A 19,913-nucleotide genomic window follows, 5' to 3' on the forward strand; every position below is an offset into this window, starting at 1 on the left:
ATGTTTAAAGTATCATTTGAGATTATTAATATATTAGACAGAACATTTACACTTTTCTACTCTGTAAAGAATAAGTTAACGCCCGCGTAAGGATTTATCTTGAGTCGTACAACTACCGTCAGCACCGCCCCGACAGAGGATGCCGACGAAAGCCCTGCATCTCACTCTGTCAGCTATATCAAACGAGGTACTCCCCAGTTTATGCGCGTCACGCTGGCGCTGTTTTCCGCCGGCCTTGCTACCTTCGCCCTGCTTTATTGCGTGCAGCCTATTTTGCCGGTGCTATCCCATGAGTTTGGCGTCAGCCCGGCGAGCAGCAGTATCTCGCTCTCGGTCTCTACCGCCATGCTGGCCATTGGCCTGCTGTTTACCGGCCCACTTTCGGACGCCATCGGCCGTAAACAGGTGATGGTGACCGCGCTGCTGCTGGCCTCCTGCTGTACCCTGCTGTCGACGCTGATGACCAGCTGGCACGGCATTCTTATTATGCGCGCCCTTATCGGCCTCTCTTTAAGCGGCGTTGCGGCAGTCGGCATGACCTACCTTAGCGAGGAGATGCACCCCAGCGTGGTGGCCTTCTCGATGGGCTTATACATTAGCGGGAACTCCATCGGCGGTATGAGCGGCCGCCTTATCACCGGCGTCCTGACCGATTTCTTTACCTGGCGCGTGGCGGTGGCGGCTATCGGCTGTTTTGCCCTCGCCTCGGCGCTGATGTTCTGGAAAATATTGCCCCAGTCCCGGCATTTCCGCGCATCCAGCCTGCGGCCAAAAACGCTGTTTATTAACTTCCGCCTGCACTGGCGTGATGAAGGGCTGCCGCTGCTGTTTGCCGAGGGCTTCCTGCTGATGGGGGCGTTTGTCACGCTGTTTAACTACATTGGCTATCGGATGATGGAAGCGCCGTGGTTCCTCAGCCAGGCCATTGTGGGCCTGCTCTCCGTGGCCTACCTCACCGGCACCTGGAGCTCGCCAAAAGCGGGCGCCATGACCGCGAAATATGGCCGTGGCCCGGTGCTGATTGGCTTCACCGCCATTATGTTTCTTGGCCTGACGCTGACCGTCTTCTCCTCGCTGATCGTCATTTTTGCCGGGATGCTGCTGTTCTCTGCGGGATTTTTTGCTGCCCACTCGGTTGCCAGCAGCTGGATTGGCCCACGCGCCCGGCGGGCAAAAGGCCAGGCCTCCTCGCTTTATCTGTTTAGCTATTATCTTGGCTCCAGCCTCGCGGGCACCCTCGGCGGCGTGTTCTGGCACCAGTTTGGCTGGAACGGCGTAGCGGCATTTATCGGCTCGCTGCTGCTGGTGGCTTTGCTGGTCGCCACGCGTTTGCACCACAAGGCACACTAACCTGCTGCCGCTCTCGTGTTCAGGTAAGCTTAATGCTATTTTCTTTGGCGTTAACAACCTGTTCACGAGGCCATATGGAAAAGCAAAACTATAATCACCTGACCCGAACCTTCCAGCGTCTGTCCCGTTTTGATCACCTGTCTGCCATTGCAGGCTGGGATATGTCCACCATGATGCCGGCCAACGGCAGTCAGGCTCGCGGCGAGGCCCTCGCTGAACTTAGCGTGCTTAAGCACCAGATCCTGACCGACAAGAAAATTGCCACCCTGCTACAGGCCGCCGCTCAGGAAGATCTTAATGACGTTGAGCGCGCCAACCTGCGCGAAATGACCCGCCATTATCAGGAAGCCGTGCTGCTGCCTGACGCGCTGGTGGAAGAAAAGTCGCTGGTCGGCACCCGCTGTGAACACGGCTGGCGCACCCAGCGCCCGGCCAACGACTGGCAGAGTTTCTCCACGAACCTGAAAGAAGTGGTTCGCGTTAGTCGCGAAGAAGCTCGCCTGCGTGCGGAGGCCAAAGGTATTTCCCGCTACGATGCGCTGCTGGATATCTACGAGCCGGGCATGACCAGCGCCAAGCTCGACGTATTGTTTGGCGATCTGCGTGACTGGCTGCCGGACCTGCTACAGAAGGTCGTCGACAAGCAGTCCAAAGAAAAAACGCTGACCCCGCAGGGGCCTTTTGCCACCGAAACTCAACGTCAACTGGGCCTTGATACCATGGCGCTGCTGGGCTTTGACTTCAACGGCGGGCGTCTGGACGTTAGCGCGCACCCGTTCTGCGGCGGCGTGCCTGAAGACGTGCGCATCACCACGCGCTATAACGAAGAAGAGTTGTTCAGCTCGCTGTTTGGCGTGATTCACGAAACCGGCCACGCGCGCTACGAGCAAAACCTGCCGCGTGAATGGCTGGGCCAGCCGGTTTCCCTTGCCCGTTCTACCGCCATCCATGAATCGCAGAGCCTGTTCTTTGAAATGCAGCTTGGCCGCAGCGCGCCTTTCCTGAAGCTGCTTCTGCCGAAGGTTATTGAGCGTTTTGGTCCGCAGCCGGCGTTTGAACTAAACAACTTTATCAACGTTAACCAGCAGGTTGAGCGAGGCTATATTCGCGTTGATGCTGATGAGGTGAGCTACCCGGCGCACGTTGTTCTGCGCTATGAGATTGAACGGGCCCTGATCGACGGCGATATCGAAGTCGACGACATCCCTGCGCTGTGGAATGAGAAAATGCAGTCCTGGCTCGGCCTGTCCACCGAAGGCAACTACCGCAACGGCTGCATGCAGGATATTCACTGGACCGACGGCGCTTTCGGCTACTTCCCGTCTTATACGCTCGGCGCGATGTACGCGGCCCAGCTGTTCAGCACGGCTTCACGGGCGCTGCCAAACCTGGAGCAGGAGATAGCCGGGGGTAATTTCGGCGCGTTATTTGACTGGTTAAAACAAAATATCTGGCAGCACGGCAGCCGTTTCACCACCTCACAGCTGATAACCAATGCTACCGGAGAAGACCTTAACCCATTGTATTTCCGCAAACATTTAGAGTCTCGCTACCTGTAAACCTCTCGCGCCGGGTCGTCCGTACCCGGCGTTGTACATTACGTTACACGCCGATACCAATCACTCACTGAAGACTTTGATCCACAAGCCTATAGTTCATTTCAACGGCCCCGCAGTGGGGTTGACACACAAACAAATTCGAGGATGTCGAAATGAAAAAAGTATTAGCTCTGGTTGTTGCCGCTGCTATGGGTCTGTCTTCTGCTGCTTTCGCTGCTGACACTACCGCTACCGCGCCAGCTGCTGCTCCAGCAACCACCGCTGCTGCACCTGCTGCTAAAGCTCCAGCTGCAAAAGTAACTCATCATAAAAAACACAAAAAAGCTGCCGCTCAGAAAGCTCAGGCTGCTAAAAAGCACCACAAAAAAGCCGCTAAGCCAGCGACCGAGCAGAAAGCTCAGGCTGCCAAAAAGCACCACAAAAAAGCAACCAAACCAGCTGCTCAGAAAGCCCAGGCTGCTAAAAAACACCACAAAAAAGCCGCTAAGCCAGCGACCGAGCAGAAAGCTCAGGCTGCCAAAAAGCACCACAAAAAAGCAACCAAACCAGCTGCTCAGAAAGCCCAGGCTGCTAAAAAACACCACAAAAAAGCAGTAAAACCAGCTGCTCAGAAAGCTCAGGCTGCTAAAAAACACGTGAAAAAACATCACAAAGCCGCTGCTAAACCAGCTGCACAGCCAGCAGCATAAGCCAGACGGGGTAACCCGTTAGCTTAAAGCGTTTACAAAGACACCCGGCTTGCCGGGTGTTTTCTTAGGAATAAGGCACAGCCTTTAGTACGTACTTATTTCTGGAGTGCGGATAATGTTGCGACGCTACAGTTTCGAGTTAATCCTCGCCCTGCTGATCATCTGCGGTATTATTACGCTGAGCTTTTGGCTCTGAAAGCGTAGTCTGCTGTTTTCACTCCCACTTTCGGCCCGTTCCGACTATAGTTACTGCATCTATAAAAACCATAATTATTAGCCCCTTCAGAGAAAGCTATGCGCAAAAGTGTTGTGTTGTTTTTAGGAGCTTTGATCCTTTTACCTCAACTCGGTCATGCGGATGATGACGATAGCCCGGCTAACGTTAAAACGCTATTCTTCGGTAAAGATGACCGTGTTCGCGTCACCAATCCTCAGGATGCCCCCTGGGATGCCATCGGCCAGTTGGAAACAGCCAGCGGCAATTTATGCACTGCCACCCTTATTTCGCCGCACCTGGCCTTGACCGCCGGGCACTGCCTGTTACAGCCGCCGCGTGGCAAAGCCGACAAGGCTATCGCGCTGCGCTTTATTTCCCATAAAGGGCAATGGCGCTATGAGATCCATGACATTGAAGGCCGGGTGGATAAATCACTGGGTCACCGTCTTAAGCCGGACGGCGACGGCTGGCTTGTGCCGTCTAACGCGGCGCCTTATGACTTTGGCCTGATTATTATTCGTAATCCGCCGTCAGGCATCACGCCGTTGCCGCTTTTTAACGGCGACAAAGACGCGCTGACCGAAGCGTTAAAGGCACAGGATCGCAAAGTCACGCAATCCGGCTACCCGCTGGATCACCTGGACGACCTGTATACCCATAACAACTGCCTGGTCACGGGCTGGGCACAGGCTTCCGTGCTGTCGCACCAGTGCGATACCCTGCCCGGCGACAGCGGCTCCCCGCTGCTGTTGAAAACGGACCAGGGCTGGCAGCTAATTGCGGTGCAAAGTTCAGCCCCGGCGGCAAAAGACCGTTACCGGGCAGATAACCGTGCGATTTCTGTCACCGGCTTTCGCGACAGGCTGGAAGCGCTGGCCCAGTAAGCGTTATACCTGATGCCGCTGACGCAGCGATAATACTGCGTCCAGCGGCACCGGCTGGCTAAAGTAGTACCCCTGCAGCCGGTCACATCCCGCAAGGCACAGCAGCTTAAGCTGATATTCGTTTTCCACCCCTTCTGCTGTGACCGCCATGCCCAGCGCGCTGGCAATGCGCACCGTGCCGCTGACCAGCGCCAGCGCTTGCTCATCGCTGTCCACCAGCCCGGCCAGGGATTTGTCTATTTTGATGGTGTCGAAATTAAAGCGGCGCAGATAGCCAATGCTCGAATAGCCGTTGCCGAAGTCGTCGAGCGCCACCGCCATCCCCTGAGATTTAAGATTACGGATGGCCGCCAGCGCACGTTCCGGGTTTTCCAGCACGTAGCTTTCGGTGACCTCAAGCTCCAGCCGCTGCGCCGAAAACTGCGTATCCTGCAATACCCGGGCAACCTTATCTTCAAACTCCGGATCGCGGAACTGCGCCGGAGAGATGTTCACCGACAGCCGTAAATCCTCATAAGGTTCTAAATCCCGGCACGCGCGACGAAGCACAAACTGCCCCAGGGCGTAAATCAGGCCGCTGGTTTCGGCCACGGTGACAAACTCATCCGGGAACAGTTCGCCTTCCGGGCGACGTGGCCAGCGCACCAGCGCTTCAACGCCGGTCATCACCTGACTACGCGCATCAATAATGGGTTGATACCAGACCTCAAACTCATCCCGCGCAAGGCCCGCACGGATATCATTTTCGATAATCAACCGACGTTCGCGCACGTTGTTTAGCGCCGCATCATAGTAGGTGGTGCGCCCTTTACCGGTAATTTTAGAATGGTACATGGCGATATCGGCGCGACGGAAAAGCTCAGAGCTGCTGCAGTCCACCAGCGACCCGGAAGCAATACCGATGCTGGCGCTGATGTGGATGGTGCTTTCCCCCACGGGGATCGGCTGGCTAAGATAATCCAGCACCGACCCGGCAAAGGCCGAAGAGTGTTCCCCGGCGTGCTCTCCGCCGAGCATCATGGCAAATTCATCTCCACCCATACGAACCAGCATGCCGTTTTCCGGCACCCTGTCGCGAAGCTCATGAGCAATGGTGACGATCAGCTTGTCACCAATGTCGTGCCCGTAGATATCGTTCACGTCCTTAAAGCCGTCGAGATCGATAAACACCACGCTTTTCTCATCGGTATCACCGCGCTTACTGATGGTTTCCAGCCGCTCGATCAACGCCCGGCGGTTAGGCAAATGGCTGAGCCAGTCGGTCAGCGCGATAGTTCTGGCCTGCTTTTCGCCACGAGCAAGCTTGTACAACCCCAGGCTGCTGATGGCGATAAATACCAGAATCAATACTGCTGCAAGCACGGCAATGCGCATAATGTCGGCCGACGCCGCTTGTGCCGCCTCCGCGCCCGGCAGCCTTGGCCGCCAGCTCAGGTAGCCCAGCGTCTCGCCTGACGTACTGTTTAACGGTACGCTGGCCGACGTCGACGGGCCGGGCATTAAGCGCAGATTTTCAATCTGAAACGTGTTACCCAGCTCTTTAAGCATGCCGCTATTAATCTGGCGGCCAATCACCAGATAACGCCGCGTGGCGTCGCGCACCTGAAGCCGCCCCAGCATCGGGCGAATCAGGCCAATGCCGATAAACGACACGCCGTACTCTGTCTGGGTGATACCGGCGAAAATCTTTTTATCGTCCCTCAGCGTTTGAGCATTCTGATGAACCAGAGCTTCAAAACCCTTACCCAGCTGGCTGATATCCCGCCCCGCCACTCGCTGGCCGCGAAAAGAACCCCAGAGGATGTTGAAGCTCTCATCCAGGACGTAAACGCCGTCATAAAGGTTATTGATTTTATAGCCCGCGCCCCAGGTGTTATACAGCCAGTTCACGTCCAGTACCGGGCGATAAACCTGATTCACGGCGTCATCCCAGACGGCGTTGTCGATGACCAACGCCCACACGCGGTTTACCGAGGTCTGAATTGCCCCCTGCACCGACAGCGCGCTGCGGTGTTCATCTATCTCATTGGTTTTGCTGCTGATAAGGTGAAGTGACAGGTAGAGTAGCGCGAGGGTAGAAACGATCAGCCCGATCCCTGCCATAAAAACCATGGCAAACAGGGTTCCGGCAACGGGCGTACTTTTCCAGCTAAGAGGATTACGCAATTTCATCTCTCTTCTCAGTGAAATAATATGGAGATTTCCGGCTTTTTAATTTAGAGAATTTCTATTGCCGTTAAATAAGCGTAATACACCTTGAGGAAAGCGCTGCCCGATAATTAACGGGCAGCGTGATAGATCAGGCAATTTTGATAATAATCATCCCGACCAGCAGTAAAGCAAGGCCAACCCAACCTTTGCGGTTGAGGCGCTGGCCGAAGAGGATCCAGCCCGCCGCCACGGTCGCGGCGATACCAAAGCCGCCCCACAGCGCGTAAGCCACGGATAATTCGATGCCTTTAACCGCCTGTGCCAGGGCACTGAATGCTGCCAGAACCGCCAGCAGAGACAGGACGCCGTACAGCGGGCGACGGAAACCGTCCGAATGTTTTAATAATATATTGGCGGCGATTTCCAGAACGATTGCCAGCAGCAGCCACAGAGCGTGAACCCACTCAAACGACGGCATGATGATCCCCCTTCTCTGACGTCACCGGACGAGATTTTTTCGCTCGCGTACCCGATTTAATCAGCGCAATACCGACAACCAGCGTGGTCAGGCCGAGTATTTTCAGCGGCGAAATGGACTCATCAAACAGCAGAACGCTGAATAAGGTAATAAACAGAATACCAATCCCTTCCCACATGGCATAGGCCACGCCAAGGGCGATTTTTTTCACCGAAAACGACAGTAAAATATAAGAAAGCGCGATCATGACCAGCATGAAAATATAACCTGTGTTATTTTCGCTGACGCTTGACCATTTCATGGATAAGGTGCCGGTAATTTCGGCGACGATAGCTAATCCCAGTAAAATCCAGTAAATCATGATTTCTCTCCTGACAGAGAAAATAGTGCTGCACAAAGCCTGCAAGACACGTCAAACGACGAGCAAGGGCAAATTAAAAAACCAGAAAAATTGTCAGAAGAAAGGGACTAAAGCGCGTTGCGCCAGTGCTGCTCACCAGAGAGTGAAGAAGTAGAAGTGATAAAAATAGAATGCTGATTTAATGAAGTGCTGAACATATTGTCCATAATATTTCCAACTTATCCGCGTTGTTGCTTCTCGTCAGTTGCGGATAGAAAATTGTCCTCGGTAGTTAAACACGCCGATTTTATACCATAATTCGGTATGTTAGCGCCTGACATTTACACTCCTTTACGCTGCGCATCGCCCATGCCGTAATGTATTAAACTGTTTTCAACGGTTAAAATAGCGTAATTAATGGATGAACTTTTTACTGGCGGTGTATTATTTTTTTTGCCCCGTCACACTGGAGAATCAGCAACAATGGCAAAACCGATCATTACTCTCAAGGCGTTGAAGGCCGTGATTATGCTGGGCATGCTGGTCATTATTCTGGTGGGAATAAAAGCCGCAGCGGATATCATTGTGCCTTTTATTCTGGCACTGTTTATTGCCGTTATTCTTAACCCGCTGATTCGTCGCCTCGAACGACTGCGGGTGCCACGCGTACTGGCAATTAGCCTCGTTATCGTGGTGATTATTCTGAGCATGGTGCTGCTGCTGGCCTATCTTGGCACCTCGCTTAACGAGCTGGCGAGAACCCTGCCGCAATATCGTTCTTCGCTGGTGGTGCCGTTAAAGACGATTGAGCCCTGGTTGCAGCGCGTGGGGATCTCAGTTTCCGTCGACGAATTAATGAAGTATGTCGATCCTAACGCCCTGATGACGCTGGTGACCAGCCTGCTGACCCAGCTTTCCAACGCGATGTCTTCCATCTTCCTGCTGCTGCTCACCGTGGTGTTTATGCTGATTGAAGTCCCTCAACTGCCGCGCAAACTGCAACAGCTGATGTCTCGTCCCGAAGAAGGGATGGGCGCCATTCAGCGAGCGCTGGACAGCGTCAGCCATTATTTGGTGCTGAAAACGGCGATCAGCATCGTGACCGGGCTGGTGGTCTGGGGCATGCTCGCCGCGCTCGACGTTCGTTTTGCCTTTATCTGGGGTCTGCTGGCCTTTGCGCTGAACTACATTCCAAACATCGGCTCAGTGCTGGCCGCTATCCCGCCCGTGGTGCAGGTCCTGGTATTTAGCGGACTGTATGAAACCCTGATCGTCGTGGCGGGTTATCTGCTGATTAATCTGGTGTTCGGCAACATTCTCGAGCCGCGAATGATGGGCCGCGGGCTTGGGCTGTCGACGCTGGTGGTGTTTCTGTCGTTAATCTTCTGGGGCTGGCTGCTCGGCCCGGTGGGAATGCTGCTTTCCGTTCCGCTGACCATTGCGGTGAAAATTGCGCTTGAGCAAACGGAAGGCGGCAAGAGTATTGCGGTGCTGCTGAGTGATATGAGTAAATCTTGAAGGTTGTGACCCTCACCCCGGCCCTCTCCCAAAGGGAGAGGGGGAAAACAGACGATGGGGAACATTGTTTGTTCCCTCTCCCAGAGGGAGAGGGGGAAAACAGCCAACGTGAAACATTGTTTATTCCCTCTCCCTCTGGGAGAGGGTTAGGGTGAGGGTAAAAACTACTCCGGATCTAACTCAAAACGCTCCGCAATATACCCCAGCGCCTGAGACACCCCATCCGCACTGATGGTATGCACCACGCCCGGCTCAAACAGCGTTTCGACCTCTGCCCCGGCCTCCGTCAGCGCAGCGGCCGCCGCTTCACTTTCAGACCACGGAATAACCTGGTCGGCCATACCGTGAATCAGCAGCGCCGATGCATCTGCCGCGACTTGATACGGTTTTGGCGACGCCAGACGTCCTGAAAATGCTACCACGCCCGCCAGTGGGAACCGGGAAGTGGCCAGCACATCCAGAGCCATGATAGAACCTTGCGAAAAACCGAGCAGGATGACCTGATCTTTACCCGGCGTCACATCATGTTGTTCAAAAATCGCCTGCAGCTTAGCGTCAAACGCGGCGCGGGCGTCAACCACGCGCTGCGGCCGGTTCTGCTCGGTAACGTCCGCAAGGCTGAACCACTGCCAGGCATCGCCGCCGCCGTCAAACGGCTCGCTGCCGTTCGGTGAGGCGAATAATACTTCCGGCATCACCTGCTGAACGAAGAGCCCCAGCCCTTCCAGATCCGCCCCTGAACTTCCTACGCCGTGCAACATAACGATCAGTTTTTTCATGTCCCTGCCTTCTGCTAAAACCGGTATTGACTGCTTCTCAGGCGCTTACCTTATCCTGGTCACACCCCACGGAACAAGTAAACCGCAGCTAACCGGGTGCCAGAACCGCACTTGCCTTTGAGCAACTGCTCAAGTATATTTCGCGCTTGAGCAACCGCTCAAATTTGTTTTTTTAGAGGCATTAACCATGCGCTTCACTAATCGCTGGCTGATTCTGGCGATCCTGACCAGCACCCTGTTTCTTATCATTATTGATATGACGGTGCTCTATACCGCGCTGCCGCGGCTCACCCAGGCTTTAAACGCAACCGCGTCAGAAAAGCTGTGGATCATTAACGCCTATCCGCTTGTGGCGGCGGGCCTCCTGCCGGGCGCGGGAATGCTGAGCGATCGTCTCGGCCACAAACTGATGTTTATGTCCGGGCTGCCGGTTTTCGGCATAGCTTCGCTTTGCGCGGCTTATTCGCCCACGGCCGAGCTGCTGATCGCTTCACGCGTATTTCTGGCTATTGGCGCAACCATGATGATGCCCGCCACGCTTGCCATCGTGCGTCAGGTCTTTACCAACGAGCGCGAGCGCGCGCTGGCTATCGGCATCTGGTCTGCCGTCGCCTCGGCGGCTGCCGCGCTTGGCCCGGTTATCGGCGGCGTGCTGCTGGAATACTTCTGGTGGGGCTCGGTCTTCCTCATCAACGTGCCGGTCGTGTTGCTGGTTATCGTCTTTGCCTGGTTCCTGATCCCACGTGACGCCGGGAACGCGAGCCGCCCGTGCGATTTCACCGCTTCGCTGCTGATTATGCTTGGCCTGGTGGGCGTAATTTATGCCCTGAAGGAACTCAGCAAAATGGACGCCTCGCTGCTTATCGCGGTGGGTTCCCTGCTGGCTGGCGTGGTATTTTTAACGCTGTTTGTTCGCCGCCAGCAGCGTTCGGCGCAGCCGATGATCGACTTCTCTCTGTTCCGTAACCGCATGTTTGCCAGCGGCATTAGCGTGGCGATTATCACCATGATCGCGTTAACGGGCATTGAGCTGGTGCTGACCCAGCGCCTGCAGCTCGTTCTGGGCATGACGCCGCTTTTAGCGGGACTGTCAATTTTACCCATCCCGATTGGCTCCGCCCTTGCCTCACCGCTGGCGGGCGTCATGCTGCCGCGCTGGGGAGGTGCAAAATTAATGGTCTTTGGCCTGCTGGTCACGACGATTGGCATGAGCGGCATGGCTTTGCTGGCCGATTACAGCCTGACGCCGCAGCTCGGCGCGCTGTTTGTCATCGGGCTTGGGCTTGGCGTGGCGTTTACCGCCGCTTCGACCTCAATCATGCTCAACGCGCCGGAAGAGAAAGCCGGCATGGTCGCCGCGATTGAAGACGTGTCCTGGGAAATGGGCGGCGTGCTCGGCGTCACCCTGCTGGGCGGCCTGATGACCGCGGTCTACAGCGCAAGCCTGGTGCTGCCGGAAGGGTTAGTCGCCGGGAACAGCGCCTACGACAGCCTCGATGAAGCATTGCATCTTGCAGGCTCAATGAGCACGGCGAGCGCCCAAATGCTGACGGAGCTGGCGCGTATCGCGTTCAGCCAGGCCTATCTCACCGTGGTTATCTGCGCTGCGGTCCTGGTCGCGGCGAGTACCTTGGTCTTGAAATATGTGCTGCGTCAGTCAGGAAAGCAATCCAGCCAGATCGCTAAAAGCTGATAAGATGCCCCGCTAGCGTTCAGATAACCGTGGATACGTCATGAAAGAAGCACCGGACACGCTGAGAAGCAAAATCCTGAGCGGGGCCATTGAGCTGTTCATTGAGAAAGGCATCGAGAAAGTCACCACCCGCGAACTCACCGAGCGGGTGGGCATCTCGCGCAGCCATATCTATCACTACTTTCGCGACTGGCAAACGCTGTGCATCGAGGCGATGACCGAGTTTTTAATGGCCGACCTGCACAGGTTTACCGCTGAGACCGACTCGCTTTCCCCAGCAGATAAACTGCAGCGGCTGATCCACACCTATCTTCCTCATGCTCCGGACGCGGTCTGGCAGCTCTACGGCACACTCTGGCACCAGGCGGCACACAGTACCCTCTGGGCCGAACTGGCGCTGGTGATGACGCAGAAATGGGAAAAAGTGCTGGCCGATATCGTCGATGACGGTATTGCCGCCGGGGTGTTTAAAGCGGTGGATGCGGCAAGAATTACGCGCCAGTTTAGCGCCCTGCTAAACGGCTATGCCGACAAACTGCTGGTCGCCTCAGCGCCCGCCGACAGGCAGCTGGCGCTGGACGATATTGACGATTTTATCCGCCTGCTGCTTCGCGCGGGCTAAATCGCTATCCTGCGGCTTATCTCTACCACCCGATCGCCTGGCAGACGATAATAATGCGTCACGTGCGTGGCGTTTCTCACCATAAAGGCAAAGCACTTCCGCTGCCAGCTCGCCATGCCCTGCCCGTCCTCACGGGCAACAATGGTTTCGTGCCCAAGGTAATACGTTACGTCCTCAACGCTAAAGTCGCAGGCCATTTCCCCTAACCTCGACATCAGCTCCGGAATGTCCGGGCGCTCCATAAAACCGTACTGGGCGATGCCGCGCCAGTAGCCCGCCGCCTGTTCCACGATTACAAGCCTTTCACCCGCCGGCACGCGCGGCACGTTCATGATTGAAATCGTCAGCGACAGCACCTGCTGCTGTAGCGCGTGGTTGCGGGCCACGTGCCAGCGCATCACCGGGGGAATACCGTTACGGGTTTTGGTCAGGAACACCGCCGAGCCCTGCACGCGCGGCACCTCACGCTCTTTTAGTGCGGCAAAGAACGTGTTCACGTCGATAACTTTTTCGTTCACCGCGTTGGACGCCGCCGCCGCGCCACGGTGCCAGACCAGCATCGTCGTGCAGACCACCGCCGCCAGCAGCAGCGGAATATAACCGCCTTCCAGGACTTTGATCAGGTTCGCTATCAGGAAGCAGGTATCGACAATTAAAAAGCCCCCCGCCACCAGCGCGCTGGTCAGCCGCCGCCACTGCCAGATATGGCGCATCGCGACATACAGCAGCCCGGAGGTCATCAGCATGGTGAGGGAAACGGCAATCCCGTAGGCAGCCGCCAGATTTTCAGAGGACTTAAAGAACACCGTCAGGAACAGCGTAACGCCCATCAACAGCCAGTTGATTGTGCCGATATAAATTTGCCCGTAGCTCTCCGCTGCCGTCTGGCGAATACGCAGGCGCGGCAGCCAGCCCAGCTGTATTGCCTGCCGGGTCATCGAAAATGCCCCGGTGATAATCGCCTGGCTGGCAATAATCGTGGCCAGCGTGGCCAGAATCACCAGCGGGATCAGCAACACAGGTGGGCAAAGGCGGAAGAAGATATTCTGGGTGATATCGGCCCCGGAAAGGATCAGCGCCGACTGCCCGGCATAGTTGAGCAGCAGGCTCGGAAACACCACGCCGTACCACGCCAGCCAGATAGGCTTTTTGCCAAAATGCCCCATGTCGGCATACAGCGCCTCCGCCCCGGTAACGCACAGAAACACGCCGCCCAGCACCATAAAGCTGACAAAACCATTGGAGACGAGAAACTGCAGGCCGTACCACGGATTGATAGCCAGCAGCACGGCAGGATGCTGCGCGATGCCCCAAATCCCCAGCCCGGCGATAGAAATAAACCACAGCGCCATAATCGGCCCGAAGACTTTGCCGATCTTCGCCGTCCCGAAAGGCTGTACGGCAAACAGCAGCACCAGAATGGTCACCGCAATCGGCAGCACCCAGGTTTCTGCCTCCGGCAGGATCATGTTCAGCCCTTCGATTGCGGAGAGCACCGAAATCGCCGGCGTAATCGCCCCGTCGCCATAAATCAGCGCCGCCCCTAACAAAGCCGCCAACACCACCCAGCGTGAGCCTTTATCTCGAGCCACCAGCAGCGACATCAGCGCCATGATCCCGCCCTCGCCGTGGTTGTCGATGCGCATGGCGAACATCGCATACTTCACCGAGGTAATAAGGATAAGCGTCCAGATAATCAGCGACAGCAGCCCCAATATCACCGACGGGGTTGGGTTGTTCCCGGAAAGCAGCAGTACCGTTTTCAGGGTATAAAGCGGGCTGGTGCCGATATCGCCGAACACCACGCCGAGCGCGCTCCCGGCGAGAATAAACTGATGCGGCGTTGTCCCGGAGGCTTCCGCGCCGGCCGTCTGCGGCTGGTTTGTCATGCACAATCCTTTCGGTGATTTTTCTGGCAGTTGCCATGACAAAGTATAGAGGTGGATAAAAAACTTCAGATAAACAGCGGCAAATAAAAAAGGCCCAACGGTTCCCCGCCAGGCCAAAAGGTACTCCACATTAAAACTCTTTTTTAATTAAAGACCATCCCGCCGTCGATAAGCAGCGACTGGCCGGTCATATAGTTGGAGTCGGCGCTGGCCAGGTAAGACACGCAGGCGGCGACGTCTTCTGGTTCAGACAGACGGCCCAGGGTGATGCGTTTTGCGAACTCAGCGGTGCCGTAGCCCAGCGGTTTGCCTGCAGCTTCGGAGACCTGGCGGTCGATTTCAGCCCACATCGGGGTTTTAACGATCCCCGGGCAGTAGCCGTTAACGGTAATACCGAGCGGAGCCAGGTCACGGGCGGCGGTTTGGGTCAGGCCGCGAACGGCAAATTTGCTGGAGCTGTAAACGGCCAGTTCCGGGTTGCCCACGTGCCCTGCCTGGGAACAGGCGTTAATGATTTTCCCGCCGTGGCCTTCCGCTTTGAAGGCTTTAACCGCCGCCTGAATGCCCCAAATCACGCCCTTCACGTTGATGTTGTAAACCTTGTCGACGATTTCCGGGGTAATGTCTTCGATCGGCGTAGAAGGCGCCACGCCCGCGTTATTCACGATAACGTCAAACCCACCCAGTCCTTTACGGGCAGCTTCAACGGCGGCAAACACCTGGTCGCGGTCGGAAACGTCTGCGGTCACTTCCAGCGCGCGGCCACCGTTGCGGTTAATTTCGTCCGCCACTTCTTTGGCTGTTTTCGCGTTAAAGTCAGCCACGGCGACGGCAAAACCGTCTTTGGCCAGACGCAGCGCGATAGCTTTACCGATCCCCTGACCGGCACCGGTAACCAATGCTACTTTTTTCATCACAATATCCTTCTGTCATTTAAAGAATTTGGCTGAGATGCAGCTGACTCATCAGCAGATGGTTGTCGCTGTAATCAACCGGAATCGCTACCACCGCCGGGCCGTTAACGTCCATTGCGGCGCGTAAAGTCGGCTCCAGCGCCTCGGCGCTTTCCACCGCAAAGCCTCGTGCGCCAAAGGCGTCCGCGTAAGCTTTGAAATCCACCGGCCCGAAGTTAACGCCCGACAGGCGCTGGTATTTTTTCTCTTCCTGAATCGCCACCATGTTGTAGGCGTTGTCCACCCAGATGATGTGCAGCACGTTTGCCCCCAGGCGCACCGCCGTTTCAAGCTCCATGCTGGACTGCAGGAAACCGCCGTCGCCGGAAACCGAAACCACCTTGCGGCCGGGGTTCACCAGCCAGGCACCGATGGCCCACGGCAGCGCCACGCCCATGGTTTGCTGGCCGTTAGAAATCATTAACTGACGGGCACGGAAGCTATACAGGTAACGGGCGATCCAGATATGGAAGCTGCCCATGTCGACGGTTAAGGTCACGTCGTCGTTCACGATGTCCTGCATCGCACGCACGATACGCAGAGGGTGCAGCGCAAACTGGTTTAGCTGTGCGCCACGGCGGCTCAACAGCTCGCGCTGATGCTGCCTGTCGACGAGAATTTCGGACGCCCGCGGGCTAAGAATCAGCGGTTTATCGATGCGAGCGGTGAGTTTGTCCAGCGTGCTGGCAATATCGCCAACCAGCTCAACGTCCGGCACGTAATTACGTTCTTCATAGGCGGGCAACACGTCGATATGCACCAGCGTGGCATCGCCGGTATTCCACATCGCCGGCTCATATTCTACCGGGCTATAGCCGATACAAATCACCAGGTCGGCAAGCTGCAGCAGTCGGTCACCGGCCTGATTGTTAAACAGCCCTACACGCCCGGCGAAGCGAGCAAAGTGCTGCTGATTCACCGCGCCAGCGGCCTGGTAGGTGCTGGTCACCGGGATATGGCTTTTTTCCAGCAGATGGAACAGCGCGGCGCTGTTTTCGTCCTGGCTTGCCATCAGGCCCAGCAGGAAAATCGGGTTTTTAGCGCCAGCGATAAGCTTCGCAACTTCTGCAATGCCGGCATCAGGCGCGGCACCGGCTTTAACTGAGCCGTTAGCAGGCAGGATATTGCCGGTTGCCGGGCCGTCACTGATGTCCTGCGGCAGGCTGACAAAGGCGCTGCCGGGGCGACCGTGCTCGGCGGCGCGGAAAGCATTCGACACCACCTCAGCAATCGCATCCGAAGAAGAAACCTCTACCGAGTATTTGGTGACCGGGCTGAACATCGCCACCGTGTCCATGCTTTGATGCACCAGCTTGGCTTTATCCGAACGTTTGACCGCCCCACCCAGCGCCACAACCGGGTCGCCTTCGCTGTTGGCGGTCGCCATGCCGGTAATCAGGTTTGAACAGCCAGGGCCGGACGTCACCAGCGCAACGCCCGCTTTTCCGGTGATGCGCCCAACCGCCGCGGCCATAAAGGCGGCGTTGGCCTCATGGCGCACCGGAATAAGCTCAATCGGCGAATCATTCAGTGAGTCAAAAACCTTATCAATCTTCGCCCCAGGGATCCCAAAGACGTGCTTCACGCCCTGCGCTTCCAGCTGGCCGACCACCATGTCTGCGCCATGCGCCCACTGACGCAAAGGTTTTTTATTATTCATTGCTCACATCTCCTTCAGGGAACGCTAGTTTTCGACCGCACGAATCGCGGCGTCGAGATTTTCGGGGTGCAGGTTGGCGTTAAGAAACGCCTTGTCTGCGGGGAGGTCGATCATCAGTTTGTGGATCTCGCCGAAGGTCAGCACGCCATGCTCCAGCTGATAATCGAGCAGGTGTCCGCCGCCCTGGCGGTCATCGGTAATAAAGTGTTCGTGATAGCCCGCGACGTTAATACCCTGCATATGCTGCGGCGTGCGGAACCCTACCAGGACGCCTTCCCGACCGTTAAAACGGAACACCGGCTGGTCGTCCAGCACGTCCGTCATGGCGCGATAAGGTGGCTTCTGGCGAGGAACCGTGCGGGTGTGGGCATGGCGGAAGTGACCGTCGATGCGCAGCGCACAAAACAGGTTATCGGAAGGGATTTTTGCATCGATAATCTCGTGCAGCTTCTGGCGGCTGGTGGTGCTGTCAATCTGCAGGCGGTGCTGCGGCTTAAACCAGGTCATCACCGCAAACGGCGTTTTCTGCTGCGGGCTGGCCGCCCTGGCGCTGCCGTCTGAACGTAGCTGGTAAACCTGACTATTAAAGGCGATCATCTCGCCGTCCAGCTCGTTAAACGTCCCCAGGCCAAAGTCACCGCGCTTCAGCAGGTCGGCCATGGTGGTTTCTCCTTCATAGACGCCGCTCAGCAGAGCGCTCATCAATGAAGTCTGATATATCATATTTTCTTTATTGGCTTTGCCGAAGGTCTCGACCATTTCCAATAGACTTTCTTCACAGGAACATAGAGTTAGATCGCTCATGGCGTCCGCCCTCTCTTGCTAAAGGTTAAGAAACATTAATTAAATGTTGACGTGATCAAGCTCACAGTTCCAATATAAAAGCCCTTCTGGTTTGAGACGTTTTTGATATGGAACTTCGCTATCTCCGCTACTTCGTCGCCGTCGCGCAGACGCACAACTTCACCCGAGCCGCCGAATTATTGGGTATTTCCCAGCCTCCTCTTAGCCAGCAAATTCAAAGGCTTGAACGTGAAGTAGGCACCCCACTGCTGCATCGCCTAACGCGCGGCGTGGAGCTGACCGATGCGGGAGAAGCGTTTTACCAGGATGCCTGCCAGATTCTGGCCCACAGCGATGCGGCGCTAGAAAAAGCGCGCGGTATTGCACGCGGTATTAACGGCAAGCTGTCGCTGGGTATCGCCAGCTCTAACGCTTTTCATCCGAAGATCTTTTCCCTGCTGCGCCAGTTTCAGGCGCATTACCCTGCCATTGAGCTGCGCCAGCGGGAAACCAATATGGCCGGGTTAATGCAGGAACTGGATGAAGGGTTGCTGGACGTGGCGTTTGTGCGCCTGCCCTGTGAAAGCAGCAAAAGATTCAATCTCAAGCCGATCGCCGAAGAGCCGATGACGATCGCCCTGCATAAAGATCATCCGCTGTCCGGGGAGAGCGAACTCGCGCTACAGGCGCTGGTTGATGTTCCACCGATACTTTTCCCTCAGGAAGTCGCCCCGGGGCTTTATGAATTGATGTACAACGCCTGCCTGCGGGCCGGCATTAACCTGAAGAACGCTCGCCAGGCTTCACAAATCTCCTCCTCTCTGAGCATGGTGGCCGCAGGCTTCGGCTTTGCTTTAGTGCCACAGTCCATGACCTGTATCGGCAGCCCGAACGTGACTTTTCATGCGATTCGCGGTGACCAGGTGAAAACGGACGTCGCCCTCGCCTGGCGGCAGTTTGAGCGCTCGCCGTCGGTGAAACGTTTTATACAGCTGTTCGGCCACTAGCGGGTATGACGCTGCTGTTCCTGCCCGCAATGTATGCCATTTGGTTCAAAATTCGCCCATAAAAGGCCAAAAGCTAACCTATTCCCTCAGCCCGTTGAACCTCTCTGCGGGCCATATTCCAAATCATGAACGGCGCTCATGTTCTAATGAAATTAAATCACTTTTACTAAAACTGTGACTCAGGCATAAAAGATGCAATATTGTTAACAACACGCAAATTGTTAATGACATGCGATATGAAGATTACTGACAGGTAAAACCACAGCTAACCAAAGGTTATCTGTGTGAAATCAAGCAGTAGAACAGGCCAAAAAACAGAATTAAGGTGCCGGATTACCATGACTAAAGCGTTTACTTTTACTCTTAAGAGCATTGTTTTTGATGAGAATTACAACCCATCAGGGAATACGCGCATCACAACCAATTTTGCTAACCTGGCCCGCGGCGAGAAGCGTCAGGAGAACCTGCGTAACGCTTTGATCATGATGAATAACCGCTTCAATTCGCTGGCAAGCTGGGAAAACCCAACGTCCGATCGCTACGCCGTTGAACTTGAAATTGTTTCCGTTGAGCTGGATATCGAAGGCCAGGGTAAAACCTTCCCGGCGATTGAAATCCTTAAAACACATGTTCTGGATAAAAAAACTAATCAGCGCATCGAAGGTATCGTGGGGAACAACTTCTCTTCCTACGTGCGCGACTACGACTTCAGCGTTCTGCTGCCGGCGTACAACCAGGATCGCGCTGAGTTCAGCATCCCGGAGAACTACGGCGACCTGCACGGGAACCTGTTCAGACACTTCGTCAGCTCGGACACTTACAAAGAAAACTTCAACAAAGCGCCGGTGATTTGCCTGAGCGTATCCAGCAAGAACGTCTACCGTCAGACGGGTAATCGCCACCCGGTGCTCGGCATCGAATACGAGCAGGATGCGTCTTCCCTGACCGATATCTATTTCAACAAAATGGGGCTGAAGGCTCGCTACTTCATGCCGCCAAACAGCGTGGCGCCTTTCGCGTTCTACCACACGGGCGACCTGGTGAATGATTACTCGAATCTCGAGCTTATCAGCACCATCAGCACCATGGAGACGTTCCAGAAGATTTATCGCCCTGAGATTTACAACGCGAATTCCCCGGCCGGGCTGTGCTACCAGCCGAGCCTGAACCACCAGGATCATTCATTTACTCAAATTGTTTACGATCGAGAAGAACGCAGCCGGTTGGCCATCGAACAAGGGAAGTTTACTGAAGAGCACTTCATCAAACCGTACCAAACAATTTTAGAGCAGTGGTCTGCTAACTACCCTCTTTGAGACACCAAATACAAGGTCATCCGTC

General features: G+C 55.6%; 18 protein-coding genes. 9 read left to right on the forward strand and 9 right to left on the reverse strand.

The genetic code is table 11. The features are described 5' to 3' along the window. The first annotated feature begins 99 nt into the window (after window positions 1-99). The 4 genes from JT31_RS02295 (at window position 100) to JT31_RS02310 (ending at window position 4,699) form a co-directional block, all read left to right on the forward strand. Window positions 100-1,350: an MFS transporter gene (locus JT31_RS02295; protein ID WP_038472909.1), complete on the forward strand. Its 1,251-nt coding sequence runs from the start codon at window positions 100-102 to the stop codon at window positions 1,348-1,350. Window positions 1,351-1,424: 74 nt separating this feature from the next. Continuing rightward, window positions 1,425-2,909 (forward strand): carboxypeptidase M32, encoded by a 1,485-nt coding sequence (locus JT31_RS02300; RefSeq protein ID WP_038472912.1) that lies wholly within the window; start codon window positions 1,425-1,427, stop codon window positions 2,907-2,909. A 152-nt stretch (window positions 2,910-3,061) separates the two neighbouring features. Continuing rightward, window positions 3,062-3,598 carry an acid resistance repetitive basic protein Asr gene (gene asr / locus JT31_RS22925; RefSeq protein WP_038472915.1) on the forward strand — a complete coding sequence of 179 codons (537 nt, stop codon included), beginning with the start codon at window positions 3,062-3,064 and terminating at the stop codon, window positions 3,596-3,598. Window positions 3,599-3,892: 294 nt separating this feature from the next. Continuing rightward, window positions 3,893-4,699: a trypsin-like serine peptidase gene (locus JT31_RS02310; protein WP_038472918.1), complete on the forward strand. Its 807-nt coding sequence runs from the start codon at window positions 3,893-3,895 to the stop codon at window positions 4,697-4,699. A 3-nt stretch (window positions 4,700-4,702) separates the two neighbouring features. Here the strand turns inward: JT31_RS02310 and JT31_RS02315 are convergent, their stop codons facing one another. The 4 genes from JT31_RS02315 to JT31_RS24265 form a co-directional block, all read right to left on the reverse strand. Then, window positions 4,703-6,871, reverse strand: coding sequence for a putative bifunctional diguanylate cyclase/phosphodiesterase (locus JT31_RS02315; RefSeq protein WP_235212914.1), 2,169 nt, complete (start codon window positions 6,869-6,871; stop codon window positions 4,703-4,705). 127 nt (window positions 6,872-6,998) lie between these two features. Beyond that, a complete protein-coding gene (mdtI, locus tag JT31_RS02320; RefSeq protein ID WP_038472920.1) occupies window positions 6,999-7,328 on the reverse strand; it encodes a multidrug/spermidine efflux SMR transporter subunit MdtI in 330 nt (109 codons plus the stop codon). Then, window positions 7,315-7,692: a multidrug/spermidine efflux SMR transporter subunit MdtJ gene (gene mdtJ / locus JT31_RS02325; protein WP_148307293.1), complete on the reverse strand. Its 378-nt coding sequence runs from the start codon at window positions 7,690-7,692 to the stop codon at window positions 7,315-7,317. The genes mdtI and mdtJ overlap by 14 nt, the downstream gene beginning before the upstream one ends. A gap of 104 nt (window positions 7,693-7,796) precedes the next feature. After that, a complete protein-coding gene (locus tag JT31_RS24265) occupies window positions 7,797-7,895 on the reverse strand; it encodes a hypothetical protein (RefSeq protein WP_419177768.1) in 99 nt (32 codons plus the stop codon). 256 nt (window positions 7,896-8,151) lie between these two features. On the opposite strand from JT31_RS24265, the gene JT31_RS02330 reads away from it, so the two are divergent. Continuing rightward, window positions 8,152-9,186, forward strand: a complete 1,035-nt coding sequence (locus JT31_RS02330) for an AI-2E family transporter (protein ID WP_038472926.1) — start codon at window positions 8,152-8,154, stop codon at window positions 9,184-9,186. A 164-nt stretch (window positions 9,187-9,350) separates the two neighbouring features. On the opposite strand, the gene JT31_RS02335 is transcribed toward JT31_RS02330, so the two are convergent. Next, window positions 9,351-9,965: an alpha/beta hydrolase gene (locus JT31_RS02335; RefSeq protein WP_038472929.1), complete on the reverse strand. Its 615-nt coding sequence runs from the start codon at window positions 9,963-9,965 to the stop codon at window positions 9,351-9,353. Between the two features lie 187 nt (window positions 9,966-10,152). Between JT31_RS02335 and JT31_RS02340 the strand changes: the two genes are divergently transcribed. Together JT31_RS02340 and JT31_RS02345 are read left to right on the forward strand one after the other, a co-directional pair. Beyond that, a complete protein-coding gene (locus JT31_RS02340) occupies window positions 10,153-11,658 on the forward strand; it encodes an MFS transporter (RefSeq protein ID WP_038472932.1) in 1,506 nt (501 codons plus the stop codon). A 40-nt stretch (window positions 11,659-11,698) separates the two neighbouring features. Next, window positions 11,699-12,280, forward strand: a complete 582-nt coding sequence (locus tag JT31_RS02345; protein ID WP_038472934.1) for a TetR/AcrR family transcriptional regulator — start codon at window positions 11,699-11,701, stop codon at window positions 12,278-12,280. Here the strand turns inward: JT31_RS02345 and JT31_RS02350 are convergent. The 4 genes from JT31_RS02350 to budA all read right to left on the reverse strand — a co-directional run bounded on the left by JT31_RS02350 (window position 12,277) and on the right by budA (window position 17,586). Next, on the reverse strand, window positions 12,277-14,169 hold the full coding sequence (locus JT31_RS02350; RefSeq protein ID WP_038472937.1) for a potassium transporter Kup: 1,893 nt from the start codon (window positions 14,167-14,169) through the stop codon (window positions 12,277-12,279). The genes JT31_RS02345 and JT31_RS02350 overlap by 4 nt on opposite strands. 143 nt (window positions 14,170-14,312) lie before the next feature. Beyond that, window positions 14,313-15,083 (reverse strand): (S)-acetoin forming diacetyl reductase, encoded by a 771-nt coding sequence (locus tag JT31_RS02355; RefSeq protein ID WP_038472938.1) that lies wholly within the window; start codon window positions 15,081-15,083, stop codon window positions 14,313-14,315. 19 nt (window positions 15,084-15,102) lie between these two features. Continuing rightward, on the reverse strand, window positions 15,103-16,782 hold the full coding sequence (gene alsS, locus JT31_RS02360; protein ID WP_038472941.1) for an acetolactate synthase AlsS: 1,680 nt from the start codon (window positions 16,780-16,782) through the stop codon (window positions 15,103-15,105). A gap of 24 nt (window positions 16,783-16,806) precedes the next feature. Then, window positions 16,807-17,586, reverse strand: a complete 780-nt coding sequence (gene budA / locus JT31_RS02365; RefSeq protein WP_038472943.1) for an acetolactate decarboxylase — start codon at window positions 17,584-17,586, stop codon at window positions 16,807-16,809. A gap of 107 nt (window positions 17,587-17,693) precedes the next feature. Between budA and JT31_RS02370 the strand changes: the two genes are divergently transcribed. Both JT31_RS02370 and JT31_RS02375 read left to right on the forward strand, forming a co-directional pair. After that, entirely contained in the window at window positions 17,694-18,572 is an 879-nt protein-coding gene (locus JT31_RS02370) for a LysR family transcriptional regulator (RefSeq protein WP_038472945.1), read from the forward strand. 338 nt (window positions 18,573-18,910) lie between these two features. Continuing rightward, the gene (locus tag JT31_RS02375) at window positions 18,911-19,888 is read left to right on the forward strand and encodes a DUF1852 domain-containing protein (RefSeq protein WP_038472948.1); all 978 of its coding nucleotides are present in this window, start codon (window positions 18,911-18,913) and stop codon (window positions 19,886-19,888) included. Window positions 19,889-19,913 lie beyond the last annotated feature (25 nt).

The organism is Cedecea neteri (assembly GCF_000757825.1).
In the GTDB taxonomy this organism is placed as follows: domain Bacteria; phylum Pseudomonadota; class Gammaproteobacteria; order Enterobacterales; family Enterobacteriaceae; genus Cedecea; species Cedecea selenatireducens.